Here is a 22,010-nt window from a genome sequence, read left to right on the forward strand (position 1 = left end):
GCCGCACACTGCCCCCGCCGCACACTGCCGCTGCCGCACGCGCTGCCACTGACTGTCCCTGCCGCACGCGCTGCCCCCGCCGCACACTGCCCCTGCCGCGCACGCTGCCACTGACTGTCCCTGCCGCGCACGCTGCCACTGACTGTCCCTGCCGCACGCGCTGCCCCCGCCGCACACTGCCCCTGCCGCGCACGCTGCCACTGACTGTCCCTGCCGCGCACGCTGCCACTGACTGTCCCTGCCGCACGCGCTGCCCCCGCCGCACACTGCCCCTGCCGCGCACGCTGCCACTGACTGTCCCTGCCGCACGCGCTGCCCCCGCCGCACGCGTCGCCCTCGCTGCACCCTGCCCGCTCCTGCCGCACGCCGCCTGCCCACCGCGCGCTCTCGCCCTAGGCAGGTTGCCCCGACCGGACCCGCTGCAGGTTCGCCGGCGCATGCTGTCCGAGGCCACCGCTGATCGCCCGCAAGGTCACGGTCGAGCGAGCCCAGACCGGGGCAGGATCACGGCGCTCCAAGATTGCGGCCAAGCCGACGGACACCGCGACACGACCACAGCCGTCCAAGATTGCGGCCAAGGCGAAGACCGCGAAGGGCAGGGCCGCAGTTGCTGCCTTCCGAAAGTTTGAGCCGATCTGTCGCCCAATTACCCGCATTCGCAGATCTTGGAAACTCACGGGGCCTATGGCGACCACGACGTTCCAAGATTGCGGCCCGAGCCGGCGGACACCGCCAGGCAGCCACGGCGCTCCAAGATCGCTGCTGAGCGGGTGGAAGCCGAGCGCGCGAAAGCCGAGCGCCGAGCGGAAGCCGAGCAAGCGAAAACCGAGCGCCGAGCGGAAGCCGAGCAAGCGAAAGCCGAGCGCCGAGCGGAAGCCGAGCGCCGAGCGGAAGCCGAGCGCCGAGCAAGCGAGCGCCGAGCGCCGAGCGCCGAGCGCCGGGCGGAAGCCGAGCAATCGGAAGCGAGCAAGCGGAAGCAGAAGATCAGAAGACCGGTGAGGTGTGGCGCGTCACGTCGCTCGTAGATCTTGGATTGCGGGCGTGCCCGCCTCACGACCACGGACTTCCAAGATCTGCGCAGTGAGGTGAGACGAGGTGGCAAGAGCCGGAAATGCTGTAGGCCCGGCTCCCCGAGAATCCGGGGCACCGGGCCTACATGCAACTACGTGGTCGGGGTGGCGGGATTTGAACCCACGGCCTCTTCGTCCCGAACGAAGCGCGCTACCAAGCTGCGCCACACCCCGAGCTGCGAGAGAAATACTATCCGACTCTCCCGCATCCGCGAAAACGGGTACCCCTAAACCGCAAAAGCGCAGGTCAGCGCGGGATCAAGGTGAGCAGGGTGGCTTCTGGGCGGCAGGAGAAGCGGATCGGGGCGGTGGGGTGGGTGCCCAGACCGGCCGAGACGTGCAGCCAGGCGTCGGAGCCGGGCCAGCGGTGCAGGCCCTTGGCCATCGAGTGCGGCAGGTCGCAGTTGGTGGTGAGCGCGCCGTAGAACGGGACGCAGACCTGGCCGCCGTGGGTGTGGCCGGCCAGCAGCAGGTCGAAGCCGTCGCCGGCCATCGCGTCGAGGACCCGGGAGGCGGGGGTGTGGGTGACGCCGAGGTGCAGGTCGGCGCCGGGGCTGATCGGGCCGGCCACCGACGGGTAGTCGTCCTGCTGGATGTGCGGGTCGTCGACGCCGGCCAGTTCGATGGAGCGGCCACCGGCCTTGAGGATCGTGCGGGCGTTGTTGAGGTCGGCCCAGCCGGCGTCCACGAGCGCGGCCCGCAGGTCTTCGGTGGGCAGGTCGTTGCCCTGCACGTACTCCCGTTCGCCGGGCAGCACGTAACGCAGCGGGTTCTTGAAGACCGGCCCCTTGTAGTCGTTCGAACCGAAGACGAACGCGCCGGGCAGGTCGAGGAACGGTTCGAGGGCGCGCAGCACGCCCGGTACGCCGTACGGGGAGGAGAGGTTGTCGCCGGTGTTGATGACCAGGTCCGGGTCGGTGCCGATCAGCGCCGCCACGAAATCCTGCTTGCGCCGCTGGTCCGGCATCATGTGCAGGTCGGAGATGTGCAGGATGCGCAGCGGCTCCGCGTCCGGCTCGAGCACCGGCACGTCGAAGCGGCGGAGCGTGAAGAGGTTGCGCTCGATGAGGGAGGCATAGGCGAACGTCGCCCCGCCAACGGCGGTCAGCGCGGCGGCGGCGGTGATAAAGGAGCGCTTACGCATGACGGCAAGGGTAGTTTCTCCGCCATGGGAACGCTGAAAGACCGCCTGAACGATGACCTGCACACCGCCATGAAGACCCGGGACGAGCTGACCACCTCCACGCTGCGCATGGCGCTCGCCGCCGTGCAGAACGCCGAGGTGGCCGGTGAGGCCGCTCGCGTGCTCTCCGATGACGAGGTGCTGGCCGTGCTGACCAAGGAGGCGAAGAAGCGCCGCGAGGCCGCTACCGCCTTCTCCGGGGCGGGACGGGCCGAGCAGGCGGCGAAGGAGACCGCCGAGGGCGAGGTGCTGGACCGCTACCTGCCGAAGCAGCTCACCGACGCGGAGATCGCCGAGATCGTGACGCAGGCGCTCGCAGCGGGCGGCTTCAGTGGCAAGGCGCAGATGGGACCGGCCATGAAACGTGCCCAGGCGGCCGTTGCGGGGCGCGCGGAGGGCGGCCGGGTAGCCGCCGAGGTGCGCCGCCAGTTGACGTAAGGACGGCAAATGAAAGCGGGCGGGAGATCAGATCTCCCGCCCGCTGACGTTTGAGAACTACCGGGGCCCGTTGTTGCCGGGACGTTCCGGTTCTTCGCTCTCCTCGGGATCCGGCTTGTCCTGCTTGCCGTTACTGATCTCGAGGACCACGACACCGCCCTTGATCGTCCGGCCGGACGGGTTCGTGCCCGCCACGGTGCCGGCCGGGCATTTGGAGTCGACGGTGGAGCCGGTCGAGACCGAGAAGCCCTGCCCCTCGAGCCGATCCCGGGCCGCCCCGACGGAGTCGCAGGTCACGTCGGCGATCGAGCGCTGATCGCCGTACGCGATCTTGGTGCTGCTCGGCTTCTTGAACTGGACCTTCGGCTTGCCCTTCATGTACGCCGCGACCGTGTACTGCACCGCCGGGTTGATGATCTGGTGCGACATGTGGTCCTTGTGGTCCGGGTAGTCCGGGTTGACCATGTAGCCGGCCACGACGATCGACGTGGTGCCGACGATCAGCGACGCGGTCTTGTCGGCGTCGGTGGTGCCGGACTTGCCGAACACCGGGTGGTTGACGATGCCCTTGGTGGGGCCGGCCGTCGCGCCGTTGCAGGCGCCCATCTGGGCCGAGTCGCCGACCGGGCAGCGAGCCGCGTCGAGAGCGGCCCGGGCCACGTCCTTCGTGGTGGCCTGGATGCAGTGCGGCTTGCCGACGTCGATCTTCTCGCCGTCCTTGGTGGTGATCTGCTCGACCGGGGTGGGCTCGCAGTACTTACCGTCGCCGGCGAGCGTGGCGTACGCGTTCGCCATGTCCAGCGGCGTGGACGCGGTCACACCGAGGGAGAATGCGCCCCACTGCTCGACGCCGCCCTCCTTGGTGGTCATGAAGGCGTCGTTCGGCTCGCGGAACTGCACGCCGAAGCGCTTGGCGACGGCCACCACCTTGTCGGTGCCGACCCGCTCCTGGAGCGGGATGAAGTACGTGTTGATCGACTTCGCGAAGGCGGACCACATCGTGTAGACGCCGGCGCCGCCACCGCCCGAGTTCTTCGGACAGTAGAAGTGGGTTCCGGCGCAGGCCGCGGGTGAGCCTCGCTGGACGATGTAACCCGACTTGTACTGCTTCTCCGCCTTGATCGTGGTGCCCAGCGGGAGACCCGATTCGAGCGCCGCGATGATCGGGAAGATCTTGAACACCGAGCCGGCCTGGTAACCGGTGATGTCGCCGCCACCGGACAGCAGCGGGTTGGTGGTGTTCGGGTAGGTGCCCCGGATCCCCTTCGCCGCCTTCTTCGGGTCCGAGGAGATCTTGTTCTGCGGGTCTTCCGGGTCGTCGAGCTTGTACTTCCGGTTCGTCGCCAGCAGGCGCACCTTGCCGGTGCCGGGCTGGATGCCGGCGAGCAGCAGGGCGTTCTTGTTGGTGTCCTTCTGCCGGTCGCTGATCTGCTTGCGCGCCGCGGCCTGGCCCTTGAGGTCCAGCGTGGTGACGACGCGGTAGCCGCCGCTCTTCAGCCGGCGCTCACGGTCGTACTCGGTCGCGCCGAAGGCCTCCTGGCCGAGCCACCAGCGGTAGAAGTAGTCACAGAAGAAGCCCCAGTTGTTCTTGGCGACCCAGGCGCAGCCGTTGCCGACCGGCTTGACCTTGGTGGGGACCTTCTCCTTCTTCGCCTTGTCGGCGTCCGCCTGCGTGATCATCCCGAGCTGGACCATGCCGGGGATGATGTAGTTGTCGCGGCGCTCGGTGATCTGCGAGTGACCCGACGGGACGGTCGGGTTGAAGCTGCTCGGCGCCTTCACCATGCCGGCGAGCATCGCGGACTCGGCGATCGACAGGTCCTTCGGCTTCTTGTTGAAGTAGACCTGGCTCGCGGCGAAGACGCCGTAGGCCTGGTTGCCGAAGGGCGCGATGTTCAGGTAGCGCTCGAGGATCTGCTCCTTGGTGAGCTGCTTCTCCACCTGCAGCGCGTACTTCATCTCGGTGACCTTGCGCTTCGGGCTGTCCTTCGTCGCGTCGATCACCTCCTGCGGGTTGGTCGCCGAGTAGGCCAGCGACATCCGCACGTACTGCATGGTGAGGGTCGAGGCGCCCTGCTGGGTCCCGCCCTGGTTGTTGCTCACGAAGGCCCGGGCGACACCCTTGAGGTCGACGCCGTTGTGCTCGTAGAACTTCCGGTCCTCGGCAGCGAGGATCGCGTTCTGCATGTTCTTGGAGATGTCCTTCAGCGGAACGTCGCTGCGGAACTCGTCGTAGAACTGCGAGATCTGGGTGCGCCCGTCGGACGCGTAGATCCGGGTGATCTGCGGTGAACTGAAGTCCTTGAGCTCACTGGGCAGGTTCGCGAACGTCTGACCACCCGCTTTGGCGGCCAATCCGGTCATCGCGGCGGCCGGGAAAGCTGCTGCGGCCACGACCACGCCGGCCAGCAGGCCGCATATCAACAGCGAGGTCGCGTTCGTGAAGATGTTGTGATCGCGTCTGCGAAGCCAGGAGGTCACCCGAGCAGGGTACGCGAACAGCGCACGCGACCGCCCGGCGAGAAGGCCCCACTCGCCCGATAAGAGTGTGACCCGTCACCCCGCTTGGCGGAGTGTTTTTCGGCTTATGCACCAAAGATACCCCCGTTCGGTCATCCGCCCCTGGCCGCTATGCCCGGAACTACCGGGCTATACGTATTTGAGGGACAACGTTGCGTAATCGACCAACTACGGAGCATGATGGTCCGGCGAGACATCGCAGAGGGCGTCCGCGTGGATGGGGGACATCGGCCACGGACGCCGGGGGGAAACAAGGGGGGACGTTTACCGATGGGGATGATCAGCGACTGGCCCAGCATGGCGGCGTGTCAGAGTGGCGACCCTGACGCGTTGTTCGTGCAGGGTGCTGAGCAGAACGTGGCGAAGAGGATCTGCCGCAGCTGCCCGGTCCGCTACGAGTGCCTCGCCGACGCCCTGGACAACCGCATCGAGTTCGGCGTCTGGGGAGGCATGACGGAACGCGAGCGGCGGGCGCTCCTGCGCCGCCACCCGCATGTGGCGAGCTGGCGGAAGACCTTCGAGGCCGCACTCAAGGAGAAGGGCGCCGACAAGGTGCTCGTCTCCAGCTGACACTCGATCTGATCAAGCAGCCGGTCAGGCGAGTAAAGCACCGATCGTTCGCAGCCCGTCGACGTCGTGGACGTCGGCGGGCTGTGCCGCGACAGCCGTCGTGGGCACCTGAGGGAACGCGTCGGTGAACGTGGCGGCCACCCGTACCTCTCGATCGGTCTGCCTCAACAGGCCCGCATGGATGCGCAGCACGTCGGCGGTGACCGCCTGATCCCCGGCCGCCTCCAGCTCGGCCGCGGCCGCCTCGCTCTGCTCAGCGGTGAGACCGGCCGGCTCGGCCTGATGCATCCGGTTCAGAACGAGACCACCCAGCGGCATCCGCTCCGCGACCAGGCGCTCGGCGAAGTAGGCCGCCTCCCGCACCGCGTCCCGCTCCGGCGCGGCGACCAGCAGGAACGCGGTCTGAGGATCTTGCAATATCCGGTACGTCTGATCCGCACGTGCGCGGAAGCCACCGAACATCGAATCCAGCGCCGCCACGAAACCGGACAGGTCGGTCAGCAGCTGTGCGCCCAGGATCTTCTGCACGGTCCGGGAGAACAGCCCGAACGACGCGGTGACCAGGCTGAACATGCTCTTGCCGCCGGCCCGCGCCGGAGCCAGCAGCATCCGCAGCATCCGGCCGTCGAGGAACCGGGAGAGGCGCGCCGGAGCGTCCAGGAAGTCGAGCGCCGACCGGGACGGCGGGGTGTCGACGACGATCAGGTCCCACTCGTCGGCGGCCCGCAGCTGCCCCAGCTTCTCCATCGCCATGTATTCCTGCGTGCCGGCGAAGGTCGAGCTCATGGCCTGGTAGAAGGGGTTCGCGAAGATCTCCGCGGCGCGCTCCGGGCGGGTGTGCTGCTCCACCACCTCGTCGAAGGTGCGCTTCATGTCGAGCATCATGGCGTGCAGCTCGCCGCCGCTCGCCGGGTCGATGCCCTTCACCTGGCGGGGAGTGTTGTCCAGCTCGGTGAGGCCCATCGACTGCGCGAGCCGGCGCGCCGGGTCGATGGTCAGCACCACCGTACGGCGCCCGTGCACCTCGGCCGCGCGCAGCCCGAGGGCCGCGGCGGTGGTGGTCTTGCCGACGCCGCCGGCGCCGCAGCACACCACGATGCGGACGGCCGGATCGGAGAGCAGGCGGTCGACGTCAAGCCGTGGAGCGGTCAAGTCAGCCACCGTTCAAGATTAGTGTGTCTTCAGTCCGTTTTAAGGGTGGTGGGCGGGCGGTCGGATGGCGGATCAGGAGCGGAGAAGCCGGCCTGCCAGATCTTGGAGACCGGCCAGATCCACGCCGTCCGGCAGCAGCGGCAACTCCACCATCGGGCGGCCCAGCTCGGCCAACTCGACCCGGAGCGACTCCTCCAGCTCCCGCCTGGTCAGGTGCGCCTGTGCCTCGGCGGTGAGTTGGCTCACCGTGGCCGCGGACGCGGGCAGACCGGCCGCCACCAGACCCCGTTTGACCTCAGCCTTGGTGACCTTGCCACCGGGCAGGAGAGCCGGCCGGGCGCCGTTCACGATGACCCGGCCGATCGGGATGTGCAGGGCGGTGAGCTCGGCGATCGCGTCCAGGCTCTCCTGGACCGGCATCTCCTCGAGGAGCGTCACCACGTGCACGGCGGTCATCGGCGAGCGCAGCAGCGCGGCGACGCCGTCGCTCTGTGTCTTGATCGGACCGACCTTGGCGAGCCGGGCGGTCTCCGCCGTGACGTTGAGGAACCGGCCGACCCGGCCGGTGGGCGGCGCGTCCAGCACCACCGCGTCGTACACCCGGCGGCCGTCCTGCGAGCGGGTCGTGGCCTCCTTCACCTTGCCGGTGAGCAGCACGTCCCGCAGTCCGGGCGCGATCGTGGTGGCGAAGTCGATGGCGCCGACCTTGCGCAGGGCCCGGCCGGCCGCGCCGAGCTTGTAGAACATGTCGAGGTATTCGAGGAGGGCCTCCTCCGGGTCCACGGCCAGGGCGCGGACCTCGCCGCCGCCGGTGGTCGTGGCGATCCGCTTCTCCGCGTACGGCAGGGGGTCGAGGCCGAACAGCTGCGCGATGCCCTGCCGGCCCTCCACCTCGACGAGCAGCGTGCGCCGCCCGCTCGCGGCCAGGCCGAGCGCGAGGGCGGCGGCCACGCTGGTCTTACCGGTGCCGCCCTTGCCGGTCACCACGTGCAGCCGCTCCGGCCAGTTGCGCTGTTCGCCCATGCATCTAAGTTACGGCTAACCGGCGACTTCGCAGACCAGCCAGCCGGCCTTGCGGACCACCGTGAACTCGAGGTCCTGCGCGGCGGTCTTCTCGTCGGAGGTGGAGAGCACCACCCGTACGGAGACCTTCGCCTGTTCTTCGTCCGTGCTGGCCACGGCCGGATCGTCCCAGCGGAAGACCGCGCCGTCGTAGCCGCCGGCGTAGGCGCTGATCTGCTCGACCCGCTCGGCGAGTTTCCGGTCGTCCCGAGATTTGCGGCACACCAGGTTCTCGGCGGTCTTCGCGTCCTGCTGCGTGTAGACGGCGGTGAGGAACCGGTTGACCGCCGTCGCCGGGTCGGCCGAGCCGGGATTGTCGGCGTCCCGGAAGAGGAGGTAGGCGGAGACCGCCCCGCCTCCGCAGAGGACCAGCGTCGCGGCGAAGGCGAGCGACAGGAAGACGGCCGAGCGGCGCCCCGGATCCGGCATCGTCGTGGCCTGCGCGGTCGGCGAACCCACCCAGATCGGCGGCGAGTGCTGGTACGCCAGGTGCTCCGGCGGCGGATGCTGCCACTCGCCGGGTTTCTCGTGCCGTGCGTGCCAGCCCGCGCTGTCCGGCTGCTGCCAGCCGACCACGGGGATCACCTCGGTGGCGTCCGAGGCCGGCGGGTGACGCGGCGGCGGCTGGCTCCCGGCGACCGGCAACTCCCCGTCCGGCTCCTCGACCATCTCACCCTCCGCACTCTCGCTATCACTCTCCGCATCAGCCTTAGTCAGGCTAGCCAACCGGGCGATCGTCCGGGCCCTAAGCTGTGCCGGTATCCGACTTATAGGGAGAGGCCAAGTCATGCAGAAGTGGGAGTACGTGACCGTGCCCCTGCTGGTACACGCGACCAAGCAGATCCTCGACAACTGGGGCGAGGACGGCTGGGAGCTCGTCCAGGTCGTGCCCGGTCCCAACCCCGAGCAGCTCGTGGCCTACCTGAAGCGGCCGAAGGCATGACCGGGCCGGCCCCGGTCGCCGGCGAGGGCGCCGTCGACGCGTACGCCAAGCTCGCCGAACTCGGGCTGACCCTGCCGTCCGTGGTGCCGCCGCTGGCGTCCTACGTTCCGGCCGTGCAGTCCGGCAACTACGTCTACGTCTCCGGTCAGCTGCCGCTGGTCGAGGGCAAGCTGCCCAAGGCCGGCAAGGTCGGCGCGGAGGTCAGCGCGGAGGAGGCCGCCGAGCTCGCCAAGATCTGCGCGCTCAACGCCCTCGCCGCGATCGAGGCCCTGGTCGGCCTCGGCCGGGTCGTGAAGATCGTCAAGCTGACCGGCTTCGTCGCGTCCGCTCCCGGCTTCACCGCCCAGCCCGTCGTCATCAACGGCGCGTCGAACCTCTTCGGCGAGGTCCTCGGTGAGCAGGGCCGGCACGCGCGCAGCGCCGTCGGCGTGTCCGAACTGCCCCTGAACGCGCCCGTCGAGGTGGAAGTCATCGCCGAAGTAGCGTGATCTTGCGGTGATTCGGCCCCTTTTGGTCACCCAAGGTGACCGGAACGGACATCGTGTCTCGGCTAGCGCCCAGGGTCCGACGTACGATTCGGGTCATGGGGGGTGCTGAGCCCGAGTCGGCAGAGGTCGACCGGCTACCGGGTTGGGTGACGCTGCTGCGAGCGCCCAACCCGGGGCCGATGACGCTGGACGGCACCAACACGTGGATCCTGCGTGCTCCCGGTGCGGATTTCGGCACCGTGATCGACCCCGGCCCACTGGACGAGGGACATCTGCGGCGGATCGCCGAGCACGGTCCGTTCCAGTTCATCCTCATCACCCACGGTCATCACGACCACGTCGAGGGCGCCGCCCGGCTCTCCGAGATCCTCGGTGGCACCGCCGTGCTCGCCGCCGACCCGGCCCACTGCCGGCACGGTGGACCACTCGACCCACAAGAGCACCTCGGTGGGAACGGGCTCGAAATACAGGTGCTGGACACTCCCGGGCACACGAGCGATTCGGTGTGTTTTCTCGTCGAGTGCGAGGACGATCGGGTGATCTTCACGGGTGACACGATCCTGGGCCGCGGGACCACGGTGGTGGCCGCGCCCGACGGCGACCTGGGCTCCTACCTGGCGAGCCTCACGCAGCTCAGTGCGTACGAGAAGGTGCTGATGCTGCCCGGCCACGGACCGGCCCGCGGCGACACCGCCGAGCGCGCCTCCTTCTACCTCGACCACCGCCGGGAGCGGCTGGCGCAGGTGGCGGCCGCCATGGCCGCCGGCGCCGACACACCCGCCGCCGTGGTCGATCTGGTCTACCCGGACATCGACCCGGGCGTGCGCTTCGCCGCCGAGTGGTCGGCCGCCGCGCAGATCGATCACCTGCGCCGGGAATCCGGGGCCACCCCCGACCGGTTGGATCCGCCGTGACCTGCCCCGTCTGCGGAACCGTCGCCGTGCCCGGCGCCCGCTTCTGCCACCACTGCGGCGCGGCGCTGCCCGGCGCGGCGTCCCCCGACGCCGCCACCCTGCCCGCCGCCGAGCGCCGCATCGTGACGGTGCTCTTCGGCGACCTCTCCGACTTCACCTCCTGGTCCGAGGACCTCGACCCGGAGCGGGTCGGCGCGGTCACCGACCGGGTGCTCGCGGCCCTGGCCGGTGCGGTCAAGACGTTCGGCGGCCACGTGGACAAACTGACCGGCGACGGGATCATGGCGGTCTTCGGCGCGCCGGTCGCGCACGAGGACGACGCCGAGCGCGCGGTCCGGGCCGCTCTCAGCATGCAGCGCGCGGTCCGCCGGGTGCTCGACGACGAGCGCGGCGGCGGCGCGCCGCTCGGTCTGCGGGTCGGCCTCAACACCGGCGAGGTGGTCGCCGGCATGCAGGCCGGCATCGAATACACGGTCATCGGCGACACGGTGAACACGGCGGCCCGGCTCGCCGACGCCGCCGCGGTCGGCGCGGTCTACGCCGGCGAGCGGACCAGCGGCGGCACTCGCCACGTGGCGTCCTGGCGGCAGCTGCGCCCGCTGCGGCTCAAGGGCAAGCGCGAGCCGGTTCCGACCTACGAGCTGCTCGGCCTGCACGACGCTCCCGGCACCCGGTCCGGCCTCGGTGACGAGGCGCCGTTCGTGGGCCGCGAGACCGAGCTGGGCCGGGTTTCCGGGCGGCTCGCCGAGGCGATCGACTCCGGAACCCCACGGATCATGGTGATGACCGCGGAGGCCGGCATCGGCAAGTCCCGCTTCGCCGGCGAGGTGAAACGTCTCGCCGCCGGCTACGAGGTGGGATCCGGGGCCTACTCCGGGCACGGCGCCCGGGTGCTGCGGGTGCGCTGCCGCGCGTTCGGTGAGCGCCGCCGGTTCGCGCCGCTCGCCGACATCATCCGCAAGGCCGGCGGCCTGCCCAAGGACGTCACCGCCACGGTCGGCCGCACGGTCGTCGAGGAGCGCCTGCGCAAGCTGGCCGGCCGGCTCGGCGCCCAGTTCGACACCGACCGCCTGCTGGTCCTGCTCGGTTACGGCGAGGCGAAGGCCAACCCGGGCGGACCGATCGCGCCCGCCGACTGGCCGCCGAGCGCCAAACGTGTCGACGCCGAGGCCATCTCGGTGGCCGTGGGCGGCGTGCTGAACGCTCTCGCCGCCGAGGCCCCGCTCGTGGTGATCGTCGACGACCTGCACGACGCCACCGCCACCACGATCGACGCGCTCGGCGACACCCTCTCCCAGCTCGAAGGCCCGGTCGTGGTGCTGCTGCTCGGCCGCCCCGAGCTGGTCCGCACCGCCGGGGTGATGACCCGGCTCGCCGACGCCGAGGTGCACACCCTGCCCCCGCTGCGGGGAGCGGACGCCTCCCGGCTGCTCACGTCGTACCTGAGCGGCGGCAAACTGCCGCAGGCCGACAACGACCGGCTGCTCGCCACCGCGCAGGGCAACCCGTTCTACCTGGCCGAGATGGTCACGCTGCTGATGGAGCGGGGCGCGCTGACGCCGGCCGTCGGCGCCAACGCGGCCGGGCGTTGGCAGCTCGCCGCCGGCTCGTTCGACAGCCAGCTGCTCTCCCGCGACCTCGCCGCCGTCCTCGCGGCCCGCATCGACGCGCTCTCGGTCGAGCCGCGGGCGGTGCTGCGCGACGCGTCGGTCGCCGGTACGACGGTGCCGAGCGGCGTCCTCGAAGCGCTCCAGGAACGGCGGGCGGCGGAGTCCCGGCCCGGCGCGGTCTCCACGGTCGAGCTCGAACGCACCATCGACGAGCTGCTGCAGCGCCGCATGCTGCACCGGTCGCGCGGCGGCTACCAGTTCACCACCCCGCTGATGCGCGAGGCGGCGTACGCCGGAATCGGCAAGGCCGACCTTGCGGAGCGGCACGCCTACCTGGCCACCTGGGCCGCCCCGGAGTCGGTGGACCGGCCCGGCCACGACGGCGCGGTCCGGCTCAACCTCACCGGCAACGACCGGGACGCGTTCATCGCGACCCACGCCGAGTGCGCTGTCGGCCTGGCCGACGCGGTGCGGCTGCGCCCGGACGCGACCGCCCGCGAGGTGGCGCCGCTCGGCGTCGCGGCGCTCGGCCGGATGGCCCGCCGCGCGCTGGCGAACATCGAACCGGCCGCCGCGATCGAGTACGCCGAACGCGCCGCCGCCCTCACCCAGGACGGCCTGCCCCTGCCCGATCAGCTCGTGCACGCCCGCGCGCTGCTGCGCCTGGGCCGGGCCGAGGAGGCGCTCGCGGCCGGCGAGAACATCACCGAGGCGGCCGCCGACGACCCGCTCTGCCGGGCCGAGGGCATGATCCTGGTGGGCCGCGCGCACGAAGCCCTCGGCGACACCAGCGAGGCCGTCGCGGCCTGGCAGGAGGCGCTCGAAGTGGCCACTGAGGCGCAGCTGCTGCCGGAGCGCGCCAACGCGATGCGCCGCCTCGGCATGGCCGACTTCCTGGCCGGCAAGCTGAGCCAGGCGAGTAGCCGGTTCGCCGCCGCCTATCAGGTGACGCTCGCCGCGGGCGACCGGCACGGCCAGGCCTGGGCGCTGCAGAACCTCGCCTGGGTGACCACCACCCGCGGCGACTTCGCCGGCACCGACGCGGTGCTGGGCCGGGCCGCGCGCCTCTTCGCCGAGCTGGGCGACCAGGTGGGCCGGTCCTGGCTGCGCGGCACCACGGCGTTCGCCCGGCTGCTGGCCGGCCGCCTGCAGGAGGCACGCCGGCTCGCCCGGATCTTCCTGCCGTTCGGCGACCGGGTCGGCGAGGGCTGGGCGGTCGGCACGCTGCGGGTCGTGGAGGCCTACGCCGCTGCCGAGCTCGGCGACCTGGGCGCCGCCGACGGTCAGGCGCGCCGGGCCTACCGGGAGTTCAACGAGGTCTCCGACGACTGGGGTCGCGGGCTGGCCATGGTGGTCCGCGGCGCGATCGCCCGTGGCCTGGGCGAGCTCGACCACGCGCAGGACCTGCTGACCGACGCGCTCGTCTACGCCGACCGCACCGGGCACCCGCTGCTGCTCGGCATGGCCGGGACGCTGCACGGATTCGTCGCCCTGCAGCGCGGCGACCTGGCGACCGCCGAGGCGGACGCGCAGCGGGTCATGATCGCTGTCGAGCCGCACAATCCGCTGGCTCCGGCGCAGGTCGGGCCGCGCGTGCTGCTGGCCGAGGCGCGGACGCGGGCGGGTGACGCACGTACCGCGATCGGGCTGCTGGCGCCGATCGCGAGCGACACGTCCACCCCGTCGTTGCTGTTCAGCCGTCGGCACGCGCTGGCGGCGTACGCATCCGCGCTCCTCGCCGAAGGCCGTGTCGAGTCGGCGATGACCTGGATCGAGCGCGCCTTCGAGGTTCCGGCCGAGGATGTGCGCAGTGGTGTGCTGGCCGCGATGGTGCGGGCCCGGGTGCTCGCGGCGGCCGAGCGTTTCGACGAGGCCAGGGCTTCGGCGGACGAGGCGGTGAAGCTGGCCTACTCGACCGAGCAGGTGAGCGAGCGGGCCGGGGCCGAGGAACTGCGTGACACACTGGCTCTCGCGGGTGTCGAACCGGAAACTGTCGCCTACGCGTCTGACGTGCCGGGATGATCTTCCGGCGGCCTGGCGTATTTTCTATTCCGTGACGGAGACTCCGCCTGGTGCCCTGCCCGCCCCGTACGTGCCCGGCATGTCCGGATTGTCGGTAATGGCACGCGGTGGTTACGCAACCGTGTACCGCGCCACCCAGGACTCGGTGGGCCGCGAGGTCGCCATCAAGATGGAGAACCGCACCCTCGACAACGCCCGTGACCAGGCGAGATTCCTGCGTGAGGCGCGCGCGGCCGGCCGCATGTCGTCGCATCCGCACGTCGTCGACCTCTTCGACGTGGGTGTGACGGTCGATCAGCATCCATACCTGATCATGGAGCTGTGCGACGGGTCGTACCTCGATCGCATGCGCGTCTCCCCGCTCACCCCGGCCGAGGCCCGCGACGTCGGCATCAAGATCGCCGACGCGCTGGTGCACTCGCACGCCAACGGGGTGCTGCACCGTGACGTGAAGCCGGCGAACATCCTCTACTCGCAGTTCAACGCGGCCGTGCTCGCCGACTTCGGCCTGGCCGTGCTGGGCGAGATGCGCGATTCGTCGGTCACCCTGGAGGTGCTGACGCCGGCCTACGCGCCGCCGGAGATGTTCCGCCACGAGAACCCGTCCGGCGCCGCCGACGTCTACGCCCTCTGCGCCACCCTCTACGCCGTCATGAACGGCCGCCCGCCGCGCTGGGCCACCGACCGCAGTCCGAGTCTGATCACCCTGATGGACCTCTTCACCCAGCCGCTCCCGGACATCCCCGGGGTGCCGCGGGCGCTCACCGAGATCCTCCGCTACGGCATGGCGAACGACCCGGAGTCCCGCCCCACCGCCGAGCAGATGCGCGACCTGCTCAACAACCTCCAGCTCGATCCGAACACGCCACAGCCACCCCCGGCCGTCTACCGATCGACGCAGAACTACGTGCCACCACGCCCCCGCCCGATCGTGCCGAGCACCCCGACGCGCGAGGACGACACCCCCACCGTGCACCAGAGCGGCCGGAAGGGGTTTTTCAGCCGCTGGTTCAACTGATCTTTCTTTCCTCGTACGGACGAGAGCGTCCCCCACCGCACGCCGAACCCGTTCCCACCGACCCTGCGCGAGCCCTTTGCCCGGTCAAGGCCGCACCAGCGGCGCAAGCTCCCGGCCCAGCCGGCGCGCGCCCGAGGGCGGCGACCGCACACACCAAGCATCCGTGTGCACTCACCGCCACCATCAGGACGGCCAGCGCACACACCAAGCGATCGTGTGCACTCACCGCCACCATCAGGACGGCCAGCGCACACACCAAGCGATCGCGTGCGATCACCGCCACCATCAGGACGGCGAACGCACGCACCAAGCAACGCGAGGACGGCGAGCGCACACACCAAGCGATCGCGTGCGGCCACCGCCACCATCAGGACGGCCAGCGCACACACCAAGCGATCGTGTGCGGGCACCGCCGCTATACGGGCGGCTGGCGGACGCAAAACGCCGTTGCGTGCGGTCACCGCCCGGCTCGCCGACGCCGGAGAGCGGCCGGATCACTCCGGGTCGAGGACTGCCAGCAGCTCGCCGGTGTCGACTTCGGCGCCCGGGTGGACCGGCAGGGAGGCGACGACGCCGGCTGACGGCGCGTGGACCGGGTGCTCCAGCTTCATCGCCTCCAAGGTCAGCAGCAGTTCGCCGGCTCGGACCCGCTGACCGGGAACGACCAGGACGCGGCGTACCGCACCGGGCAGTGGGGCGATCAGCGAGCTCTCGGTGGCCTCCGGGGCGGGCAGTGGGAAGCGGGAGATCTCCCGGAGCGTCACCGAACCCTCGGGGCTGTCCACGTATGACACGTCACCGACCCGGTGCACCAGGACGGCGAGGCGGATGCCCTGCACGTTGAGGACGACCCGGTCGGCGTCGGCCTGGACCACGATGATCGGCGGGTGCTCGTCGGCGACCGGGGCCTGACCGAGACCGGCCAGGTCCAGCTCCTCCGGGTCCACCGCGCGGACCCACCAGCCGGCCAGGTCGCCGTGCCGGTTCATCCGGTATCCGACCTCCACCGGACCGGTGGGGCCGTCGTACACGGCCGTCTGCGAGCCGGACGGCACGTTGCGCCAGCCGGACGGCAGCGAGCCCAGCACCGGGGCTGCGGCACGGCGGGCCGCGGCGCCGGCGAGGGCCGCGGCGAGGCAGGAGAGCCGGACCGCGTCGACCGAGGAGAGCAGGGGCGCGAACACCTCGGGGTGCCGGTCCAGGAAGCCGGTGTCGATCGAGCCGGAACGGAACGAATGGTGGCGCAGCACCCGTACCAGAAGATCGCGGTTCGAGACCACGCCGTGCACCTGGGCCCGGGCCAGCGCGGACGCCAGCATCCGGGCGGCCTCCTGGCGGCTCGGCGCCCAGGCGATCAGCTTCGCCGCCATCGGGTCGTGATGCATGCCGATCACCGAGCCGTCGGCGACGCCGGCGTCCAGGCGCAGGCCGGGCTGGGCGAGCGGGCGGAACGAGCCGGCCACGTCCGGCACGGCGAACCGGTGCAGGGTGCCGGCGGCGGGCAGCCAGGCGTACGCCGGATCCTCGGCGCAGATCCGCACCTCGATGGCGTGCCCGCGGATCGGCGGCGGCCCAGGCATCGGCAGGCTGCCGCCCTCTGCCACCAGCAACTGCAGCCGGACCAGGTCGTAGCCGGAGACGCACTCGGTGACCGCGTGGTCGGCCTGCAGCGTCGGCGTCAGCTCCAGGAACCAGAACTTGCCGTCAGCGTCGAGCAGGAACTCGACGGCCCCGGCGCCGACGTACCCGAGGGCGCGGATCACGACGATCGCGGCCCGGCACAGGTCCTCGCGCAGCGCCGCGTCAACGGCCGGCGACGGCGTCTCCTCGACGATCTTCTGGTAGCGGCGCTGGACCGAGCACTCGCGCTCGCCGAACGGGACGACCGAGCCCTGCGCGTCGGCCAGGATCGGGATCTCGATGTGCCGGACGTTGCTGACGTACGGCTCGCAGAAGACGTCCCCGCCGACCTCGCGCCGGGTGGAGGCGACCGCCTCGGCCAGCGTCGACGCGTCGCGGACCACCCGCATCCCGACGCCGCCGCTGCCGGTCGCCGGCTTGATCAGCACGGGGAACCCGGGAACCGTCTCCGGGTCGGTGAAGGTGGGCAGCACCGGCACCCGGGCCTCGGCGACCAGCTGCTTCATCTCGGTCTTGACGCTCAGCGCCCGCAGGGTGGCCGGGGTCGGCCCCACCCAGATCATCCCTGCCTCGACGACGGCGGCCGCGAAGTCGGGGTCCTCGGCGAGCACGCCGACGCCCGGGTGCACCGCATTGGCCCCGGCCCGCTGCGCGGCCGCGATCAGAGCCTCGGTACGCAGATAGGTACTGGAGGGGGTGTTCCCCGGAAGATGGACCGCGTAGTCGGCCTCGTCGACGTGTGGCGCCGCGGAGTCGATGTCGGAGTAGACGGCGACCGTCTCGATGCCGACCAGCCGGCAGGTGGCGAACACCCGGCGGGCGACCTCTCCACGGTCGGCCACCAGAAGTCGTCGAATCACTGCACTACCTTTCAAGGTCGGAATACACCGACGTGTCCGGCACCCTCAACGGCGGCGCTGTGCACCGCGGAGAGACAGAGGCCGAGGACCGTACGGGTGTCGCGGGGGTCGATCACGCCGTCGTCGGCGCAGGTGCGGCCCTTCGCGGGCCAGCTGAACGTGAATCGGGGCTCACCGACCCGGTCCGGCGAGTGCTCGGCGACCGGGCCCACGGTGAGCACCAGGTGCGGGACCGTCGACCGGGCCACGGCGTGGACCAGCGGGGCGTCGTGCCGGGCGTCCGGCGACTCGGCGTCCTCGCCGCCCGGCGCGCCCGCGTGCCGGAGGAAGACCAGCGGGGTGGCCGTCGCGTTCGCCAGGTGCAGGAAGTGCACGGCCTTCTGCGCTTCGGCAGCGGAGCAGGGCGCGGCCGGGGTGGACATCACCCCGACCGGGTATCCGTGCAGCTCACCCCAGCCGGCCAGGAGCGCGACGGCCTGACCGGGCTTGAACTCGTCGAAGTCGCTGTCGTCGAGGATTCGGGCCAGGACTTCCCGGGGCTCGAACTCGGACGGCTCGTACGCGGCGAGCGTGAGCATGTCCTCGGGGTCGTGCCGGGGCGGCAGCGGGGTCCGGGTACGCGGCGCCGGCCCGTGTTTGCGCCAGTTGAGCCGGCGCACGCACTGCCGGGCGAGCCGCAACCCGTCGCGTTCGTCCTCGGCGAGCTGGTCGGCGGGGCCTGCCGGACCGGCCGGCACGACGGGTGTGGCACGAACCTCGACGCCGTTGGCGGAGCTGCGTACCGGCTGCGGGTGGATGGTCAGCACCTTGGCGTGCCCGCGCACCATGATCGTGTAGTCGGAGAGCGCCGGCAGATACGCCGCGTCACCGGTGGTGAGCCCGAACGTCACGCAGACGGTCGGCACCCGATCGGGGGTGAGCCGGCTCAGCTCCCGGGCGATGCCGCCGTCGGGGCTGCCGGCGCCGGCCGACTCGACGAGGGTGACGAGCGGCAGCCGGTTCACCGAGGCGATCCGGGCGGCCCGGCGGATCTTCGCGGCGGTGTACGGATTGACCGCCCCGCCGTCCACCGTCGGGTCGTTGGCGATCACCACGCACTCGACGTCCTCGATCACGCCGACGCCGGTGACCACGCTCGCGCCGACCGGGTACTCCGAACCCCAGGCCGCCGAGGGCGCCAGCTCCAGGAACGGGCTGTCCTGGTCGAGCAGCATCTCGATGCGCTCCCGGGGCAGCAGCTTCCCGCGCGCGTGATGCCGGGTCACCCACTTCTCCCCGCCGCCCGCCCGTGCCTGGTCGAGCGCGTCCTCCAGGTCGGCGAGGAACTGCAGGGTGGTGCTGCGCCCCTCCAGGTAGGCGGGGTCGCGCGGGTCCAGCGTGGTGTCGAGCACGGTCATGCAGACACCCCGATGCCCGCTCCGCCCCTACCTGCGTCCAAAGCCGCGCCCTTCCCTGTCACGCCGGTGCCTCTCGGCCACCTCCGTAACGAGTGGCCAGGCGGGTGCGACACGGATTACGCATGGCGAAGGGGCTGCCCACCCGGACAGCCCCGACTTGGAGGAACGTCAGACGCGGGCGCGCCGCGCGAGCCGCTCCGGGTCCAGGATGATCACGCTCTTGCCGTCGAGCCGCAGCCAGGCGCGGGACGCGAAGTCGGCGAGCGCCTTGTTGACCGTCTCCCGGGACGCGCCGACCAGCTGGGCCAGCTCCTCCTGGGTGAGGTCGTGCGTCACCCGCAGCACGCCGCCGTCCCGGGTGCCGAACCGGCCGGCCATCTGCAGCAGGTTCTTCGCCACCCGGCCGGGCACGTCCGTGAAGATCAGGTCGGCGAGCGCGTCGTTGGTCCGGCGCAGGCGGCGAGCCAGCACGCGGAGCAACTGCTCGGCGATCTCGGGACGGTTGTTCAGCCAGGGCCGCAGGGACGACTTCTTCAGCCGCGCCAGGCGACTGTCCGTCACCGCGGTCGCCGTCGCCGTACGCGGACCGGGGTCGAAGAGCGAGAGCTCCCCGAGCATGTCCGACGGTCCCATGATCGAGACGAGGTTCTGCCGGCCGTCCGCAGCCCGGCGTCCGAGCTTGATTTTGCCGGACAGAACGATATACAGGCTGTCGCCGGCCTCGCCCTCGTTGAAGACCACGTCGCCCTTACGGACTTCGATCGTGTCCATCTCCTTGGCGAGCGCCTCTGCGGCTTCCGGGTCAACGCCCTGGAAGATTCCGCTGCGAGCCAGTACCTCATCCATCGCCGCACCTCCGAAAACGCGCAACGTCTGCGCTCGATCAGTCTAGGCGCACGCGGGCGGGAAACGGGCGGCCACCCCTTGATCCAGATACTGGACGGTAACCAGATTTGCCATTACCGCCGGTGATAAATCAGCGGTCCGGGCAGATCAGGACAGGCCTTTCGTCGGTCGATCCCGCTTGCGAGCTGACGGTATCGTCCCGGTCGATGAATTCGCACCCCCGGTCCCATCGCCAGGCACGTTTAGGACACCCTGCCCTAACTGTCACCATTGTCCTAGCTGCTCTGGCCGGAGCCGGCCTCGGCGGAGTCGCCATCGCGAAACGTGGTGACTCGCCGTCCGCTTCCTGGCAGGCGCCCGCCTCCGAGCCTTCCTCAGGAAGCGCCTCCACGAAGGCACCTGTCGAGGAGTCGGCGACCGTCGAGTCGATCAGCCTCTCCGCCACCGGCGACATCATCATGGGCAGCGCGCCGAACAAACTTCCGGCGAACGGCGGCGAGGGCTTCTTCGACTCGGTGAAGAAGGGTCTCGCGTCCGATCTGGTGATGGGCAATCTGGAACAGCCGCTGACCGGGGACACCGGCACCTCCAAGTGCGGATCGCCGGCCCGCCCCAACTGTTTCGCCTTCCGCTCGCCGCCGTCCTACGCCGAGCACCTCAAGGACGCCGGATTCCAGCTCCTCAACACGGCGAACAACCATTCCAAGGACTACGGGACGGCCGGCTACCGGAACACGGTCGAGGCCCTGGAGGGCGCCGGGCTCGAGCACACCGGCGCGCAGGACCAGATCACCGTGGTGGACGTCAAGGGCGTCAAGGTCGCCGTCGTGGGCTTCTCGCCGTACGCCGGTGCGAACAACCTGAACGACCTGGACGCCGCGGCCGCCGTGGTGGAGAAGGCCAAGTCCGAGGCCGACCTGGTCGTGGTGCAGGTCCACATGGGCGCCGAGGGCTCCGACAAGCAACACGTGAAGCCCGGCAACGAGCTGTTCTTCGGCGAGAACCGGGGCAACCCGATCAAGTTCAGCCATACCGTCATCGACGCCGGGGCGGACCTGGTCGTCGGTCACGGGCCGCACGTCCTGCGCGGCATGGAGTTCTACAAGGGGAAGCTCGTGGCGTACAGCCTCGGGAACTTCGCCGGCGGCGGCAAGACGCTCTCCGGAACCGGGGTTCTCAAGTACGCCGGGATCCTGCACGTGTCGCTGACGAAGGACGGTGAGTACGCCGGCGGCAAGTTCCTCTCGACCTATATGAGCGCCACCGGCGTCCCGACCCGGGACACCGAGAACGAGCGCGGACGCAAGCTGGTCAACGACCTGTCGGCAGCGGACTTCGACGACACGGCGGTGGCGATCGGCGACGACGGGACGATCAAGCCCTCGGCGTGACCGACGATGTCGCGCCGCCGACGTACTCTTTACCGGTGACTGCACCCGCCTCCGCATCGCGCTATGCGGGTGAGACCCTGCTCGGGCGCAAGCGGCGGGCCCGCAAGATGGCCCGGGTGCTCGCCGAGACCCACCCCGACGCGCACTGTGAGCTGGACTTCACCACGCCGCTCGAGCTGGCGGTCGCGACGATCCTGTCGGCGCAGACCACCGACGTCCGGGTCAACCAGGTGACGCCCACGCTCTTCAAGCTCTACCCGTCGGCCGCCGCGTACGCCGCCGCCGACCGCGCCGAGATGGAGACGCTGCTCCGGCCCACCGGGTTCTTCCGGGCGAAGACCGACTCGCTGATCAAGCTCGGTCAGATGCTCGTCGAGAAATACGACGGCGAGCTGCCTAGAAAACTCGATCAGCTGGTCGCGCTCCCCGGCATCGGCCGCAAGACCGCCAACGTGATCCTCGGCAACGCGTTCGGGGTGCCGGGCATCACCGTCGACACCCACTTCCGGCGGCTCACCAACCGGTTCGGCTGGGTCGACGAGGACGACCCGGTGAAGATCGAGTTCCTGGTCGCCGACCTGATCGAGAAACGCGACTGGACCATGCTGTCGCATCGGGTGATCTTCCACGGCCGCCGGGTCTGCCACGCGCGCAAACCGGCCTGCGGCGCCTGCACGCTGGCGAGTTCCTGCCCGTCGTTCGGGACCGGCCCGACCGAGGCGGCCGCCGCGGCGAAACTGCTGAAGGGCCCGCGCGCCCGTGATCTCGCGGAGGCCGCCGGCGTCGACCCCGGCCTCGTGCCGGCCGCCGCGGTGCTGGCCCCGGAGGAGCCGTGAGGCGTGCTCTGGCGACGGCTGCGGTGGCCGTCCTGACGCTGCTCTCGGC

The 22,010-nt window shown here is 70.7% G+C and carries 18 protein-coding genes and 1 tRNA gene; 9 read left to right on the top strand and 10 right to left on the bottom strand.

Annotated elements, in window-relative coordinates:
* Window positions 1–392: 392 nt before the first annotated feature.
* The 3 genes from EP757_RS09105 to EP757_RS09115 form a co-directional block, all read right to left on the bottom strand.
* Window positions 393–956: a hypothetical protein gene (locus EP757_RS09105; protein WP_127543854.1), complete on the bottom strand. Its 564-nt coding sequence runs from the start codon at window positions 954–956 to the stop codon at window positions 393–395.
* A gap of 211 nt (window positions 957–1,167) precedes the next feature.
* Window positions 1,168–1,244: transfer RNA gene (locus EP757_RS09110), tRNA-Pro, on the bottom strand.
* A 73-nt stretch (window positions 1,245–1,317) separates the two neighbouring features.
* The gene (locus EP757_RS09115; RefSeq protein WP_127543856.1) at window positions 1,318–2,214 is read right to left on the bottom strand and encodes a metallophosphoesterase; all 897 of its coding nucleotides are present in this window, start codon (window positions 2,212–2,214) and stop codon (window positions 1,318–1,320) included.
* A 24-nt stretch (window positions 2,215–2,238) separates the two neighbouring features.
* On the opposite strand from EP757_RS09115, the gene EP757_RS09120 reads away from it, so the two are divergent.
* A complete protein-coding gene (locus EP757_RS09120) occupies window positions 2,239–2,691 on the top strand; it encodes a GatB/YqeY domain-containing protein (RefSeq protein WP_127543858.1) in 453 nt (150 codons plus the stop codon).
* Window positions 2,692–2,748: 57 nt separating this feature from the next.
* Here EP757_RS09120 and EP757_RS09125 read toward each other — a convergent pair whose 3' ends face one another.
* Entirely contained in the window at window positions 2,749–5,172 is a 2,424-nt protein-coding gene (locus EP757_RS09125) for a transglycosylase domain-containing protein (RefSeq protein ID WP_127543860.1), read from the bottom strand.
* Window positions 5,173–5,481: 309 nt separating this feature from the next.
* On the opposite strand from EP757_RS09125, the gene EP757_RS09130 reads away from it, so the two are divergent.
* A complete protein-coding gene (locus EP757_RS09130; RefSeq protein ID WP_111654190.1) occupies window positions 5,482–5,781 on the top strand; it encodes a WhiB family transcriptional regulator in 300 nt (99 codons plus the stop codon).
* A 24-nt stretch (window positions 5,782–5,805) separates the two neighbouring features.
* Here the strand turns inward: EP757_RS09130 and EP757_RS09135 are convergent, their stop codons facing one another.
* The 3 genes from EP757_RS09135 to EP757_RS09145 form a co-directional block, all read right to left on the bottom strand.
* Complete coding sequence (locus EP757_RS09135; RefSeq protein ID WP_127554153.1) at window positions 5,806–6,933, bottom strand: ArsA family ATPase; 1,128 nt, start codon at window positions 6,931–6,933, stop codon at window positions 5,806–5,808.
* Between the two features lie 72 nt (window positions 6,934–7,005).
* The gene (locus EP757_RS09140) at window positions 7,006–7,956 is read right to left on the bottom strand and encodes an ArsA-related P-loop ATPase (protein ID WP_127543862.1); all 951 of its coding nucleotides are present in this window, start codon (window positions 7,954–7,956) and stop codon (window positions 7,006–7,008) included.
* 15 nt (window positions 7,957–7,971) lie between these two features.
* Window positions 7,972–8,664 (bottom strand): hypothetical protein, encoded by a 693-nt coding sequence (locus tag EP757_RS09145; protein WP_127543865.1) that lies wholly within the window; start codon window positions 8,662–8,664, stop codon window positions 7,972–7,974.
* A gap of 118 nt (window positions 8,665–8,782) precedes the next feature.
* Here EP757_RS09145 and EP757_RS09150 point away from each other — a divergent pair, with 118 nt between their 5' ends.
* The 5 genes from EP757_RS09150 to EP757_RS09170 all read left to right on the top strand — a co-directional run bounded on the left by EP757_RS09150 (window position 8,783) and on the right by EP757_RS09170 (window position 14,990).
* Window positions 8,783–8,938, top strand: a complete 156-nt coding sequence (locus EP757_RS09150) for a DUF4177 domain-containing protein (RefSeq protein WP_014447928.1) — start codon at window positions 8,783–8,785, stop codon at window positions 8,936–8,938.
* On the top strand, window positions 8,935–9,426 hold the full coding sequence (locus tag EP757_RS09155; RefSeq protein WP_127543867.1) for a RidA family protein: 492 nt from the start codon (window positions 8,935–8,937) through the stop codon (window positions 9,424–9,426). Before EP757_RS09150 ends, EP757_RS09155 begins: the two co-directional genes overlap by 4 nt.
* Before the next feature lie 95 nt (window positions 9,427–9,521).
* Window positions 9,522–10,340 carry an MBL fold metallo-hydrolase gene (locus EP757_RS09160; protein ID WP_127543869.1) on the top strand — a complete coding sequence of 273 codons (819 nt, stop codon included), beginning with the start codon at window positions 9,522–9,524 and terminating at the stop codon, window positions 10,338–10,340.
* Window positions 10,337–13,972: an adenylate/guanylate cyclase domain-containing protein gene (locus EP757_RS09165; RefSeq protein WP_127543871.1), complete on the top strand. Its 3,636-nt coding sequence runs from the start codon at window positions 10,337–10,339 to the stop codon at window positions 13,970–13,972. Before EP757_RS09160 ends, EP757_RS09165 begins: the two co-directional genes overlap by 4 nt.
* Before the next feature lie 31 nt (window positions 13,973–14,003).
* Entirely contained in the window at window positions 14,004–14,990 is a 987-nt protein-coding gene (locus tag EP757_RS09170; protein ID WP_127543873.1) for a serine/threonine-protein kinase, read from the top strand.
* Between the two features lie 494 nt (window positions 14,991–15,484).
* Here the strand turns inward: EP757_RS09170 and EP757_RS09175 are convergent, their stop codons facing one another.
* From EP757_RS09175 to EP757_RS09185, 3 genes are all read right to left on the bottom strand, one after another.
* Window positions 15,485–17,491: a biotin carboxylase N-terminal domain-containing protein gene (locus EP757_RS09175; protein ID WP_127543875.1), complete on the bottom strand. Its 2,007-nt coding sequence runs from the start codon at window positions 17,489–17,491 to the stop codon at window positions 15,485–15,487.
* Window positions 17,492–17,502: 11 nt separating this feature from the next.
* Entirely contained in the window at window positions 17,503–18,888 is a 1,386-nt protein-coding gene (locus EP757_RS09180; protein WP_127543877.1) for a carboxyl transferase domain-containing protein, read from the bottom strand.
* 168 nt (window positions 18,889–19,056) lie between these two features.
* A complete protein-coding gene (locus EP757_RS09185; protein WP_014447921.1) occupies window positions 19,057–19,734 on the bottom strand; it encodes a Crp/Fnr family transcriptional regulator in 678 nt (225 codons plus the stop codon).
* A gap of 206 nt (window positions 19,735–19,940) precedes the next feature.
* On the opposite strand from EP757_RS09185, the gene EP757_RS09190 reads away from it, so the two are divergent.
* Together EP757_RS09190 and nth are read left to right on the top strand one after the other, a co-directional pair.
* Complete coding sequence (locus tag EP757_RS09190; RefSeq protein WP_174262365.1) at window positions 19,941–21,125, top strand: CapA family protein; 1,185 nt, start codon at window positions 19,941–19,943, stop codon at window positions 21,123–21,125.
* A gap of 35 nt (window positions 21,126–21,160) precedes the next feature.
* Window positions 21,161–21,961 (top strand): endonuclease III, encoded by an 801-nt coding sequence (gene nth / locus EP757_RS09195; RefSeq protein WP_174262366.1) that lies wholly within the window; start codon window positions 21,161–21,163, stop codon window positions 21,959–21,961.
* Window positions 21,962–22,010 lie beyond the last annotated feature (49 nt).

Source organism: Actinoplanes sp. OR16, assembly GCF_004001265.1.
Taxonomy (GTDB): domain Bacteria; phylum Actinomycetota; class Actinomycetes; order Mycobacteriales; family Micromonosporaceae; genus Actinoplanes.

What these genes read in the sequence shown, in the direction of transcription:
- EP757_RS09140 (WP_127543862.1), bottom strand. Translation starts at nt 7,956, where the DNA reads ATGGGCGAACAGCGCAACTGGCCGGAGCGGCTGCACGTGGTGACCGGC.
- EP757_RS09160 (WP_127543869.1), top strand. Translation starts at nt 9,522, where the DNA reads ATGGGGGGTGCTGAGCCCGAGTCGGCAGAGGTCGACCGGCTACCGGGT.
- EP757_RS09180 (WP_127543877.1), bottom strand. Translation starts at nt 18,888, where the DNA reads ATGACCGTGCTCGACACCACGCTGGACCCGCGCGACCCCGCCTACCTG.
- EP757_RS09150 (WP_014447928.1), top strand. Translation starts at nt 8,783, where the DNA reads ATGCAGAAGTGGGAGTACGTGACCGTGCCCCTGCTGGTACACGCGACC.
- EP757_RS09155 (WP_127543867.1), top strand. Translation starts at nt 8,935, where the DNA reads ATGACCGGGCCGGCCCCGGTCGCCGGCGAGGGCGCCGTCGACGCGTAC.
- EP757_RS09120 (WP_127543858.1), top strand. Translation starts at nt 2,239, where the DNA reads ATGGGAACGCTGAAAGACCGCCTGAACGATGACCTGCACACCGCCATG.
- EP757_RS09130 (WP_111654190.1), top strand. Translation starts at nt 5,482, where the DNA reads ATGGGGATGATCAGCGACTGGCCCAGCATGGCGGCGTGTCAGAGTGGC.
- EP757_RS09185 (WP_014447921.1), bottom strand. Translation starts at nt 19,734, where the DNA reads ATGGATGAGGTACTGGCTCGCAGCGGAATCTTCCAGGGCGTTGACCCG.
- EP757_RS09145 (WP_127543865.1), bottom strand. Translation starts at nt 8,664, where the DNA reads ATGGTCGAGGAGCCGGACGGGGAGTTGCCGGTCGCCGGGAGCCAGCCG.
- EP757_RS09190 (WP_174262365.1), top strand. Translation starts at nt 19,941, where the DNA reads ATGAATTCGCACCCCCGGTCCCATCGCCAGGCACGTTTAGGACACCCT.
- EP757_RS09115 (WP_127543856.1), bottom strand. Translation starts at nt 2,214, where the DNA reads ATGCGTAAGCGCTCCTTTATCACCGCCGCCGCCGCGCTGACCGCCGTT.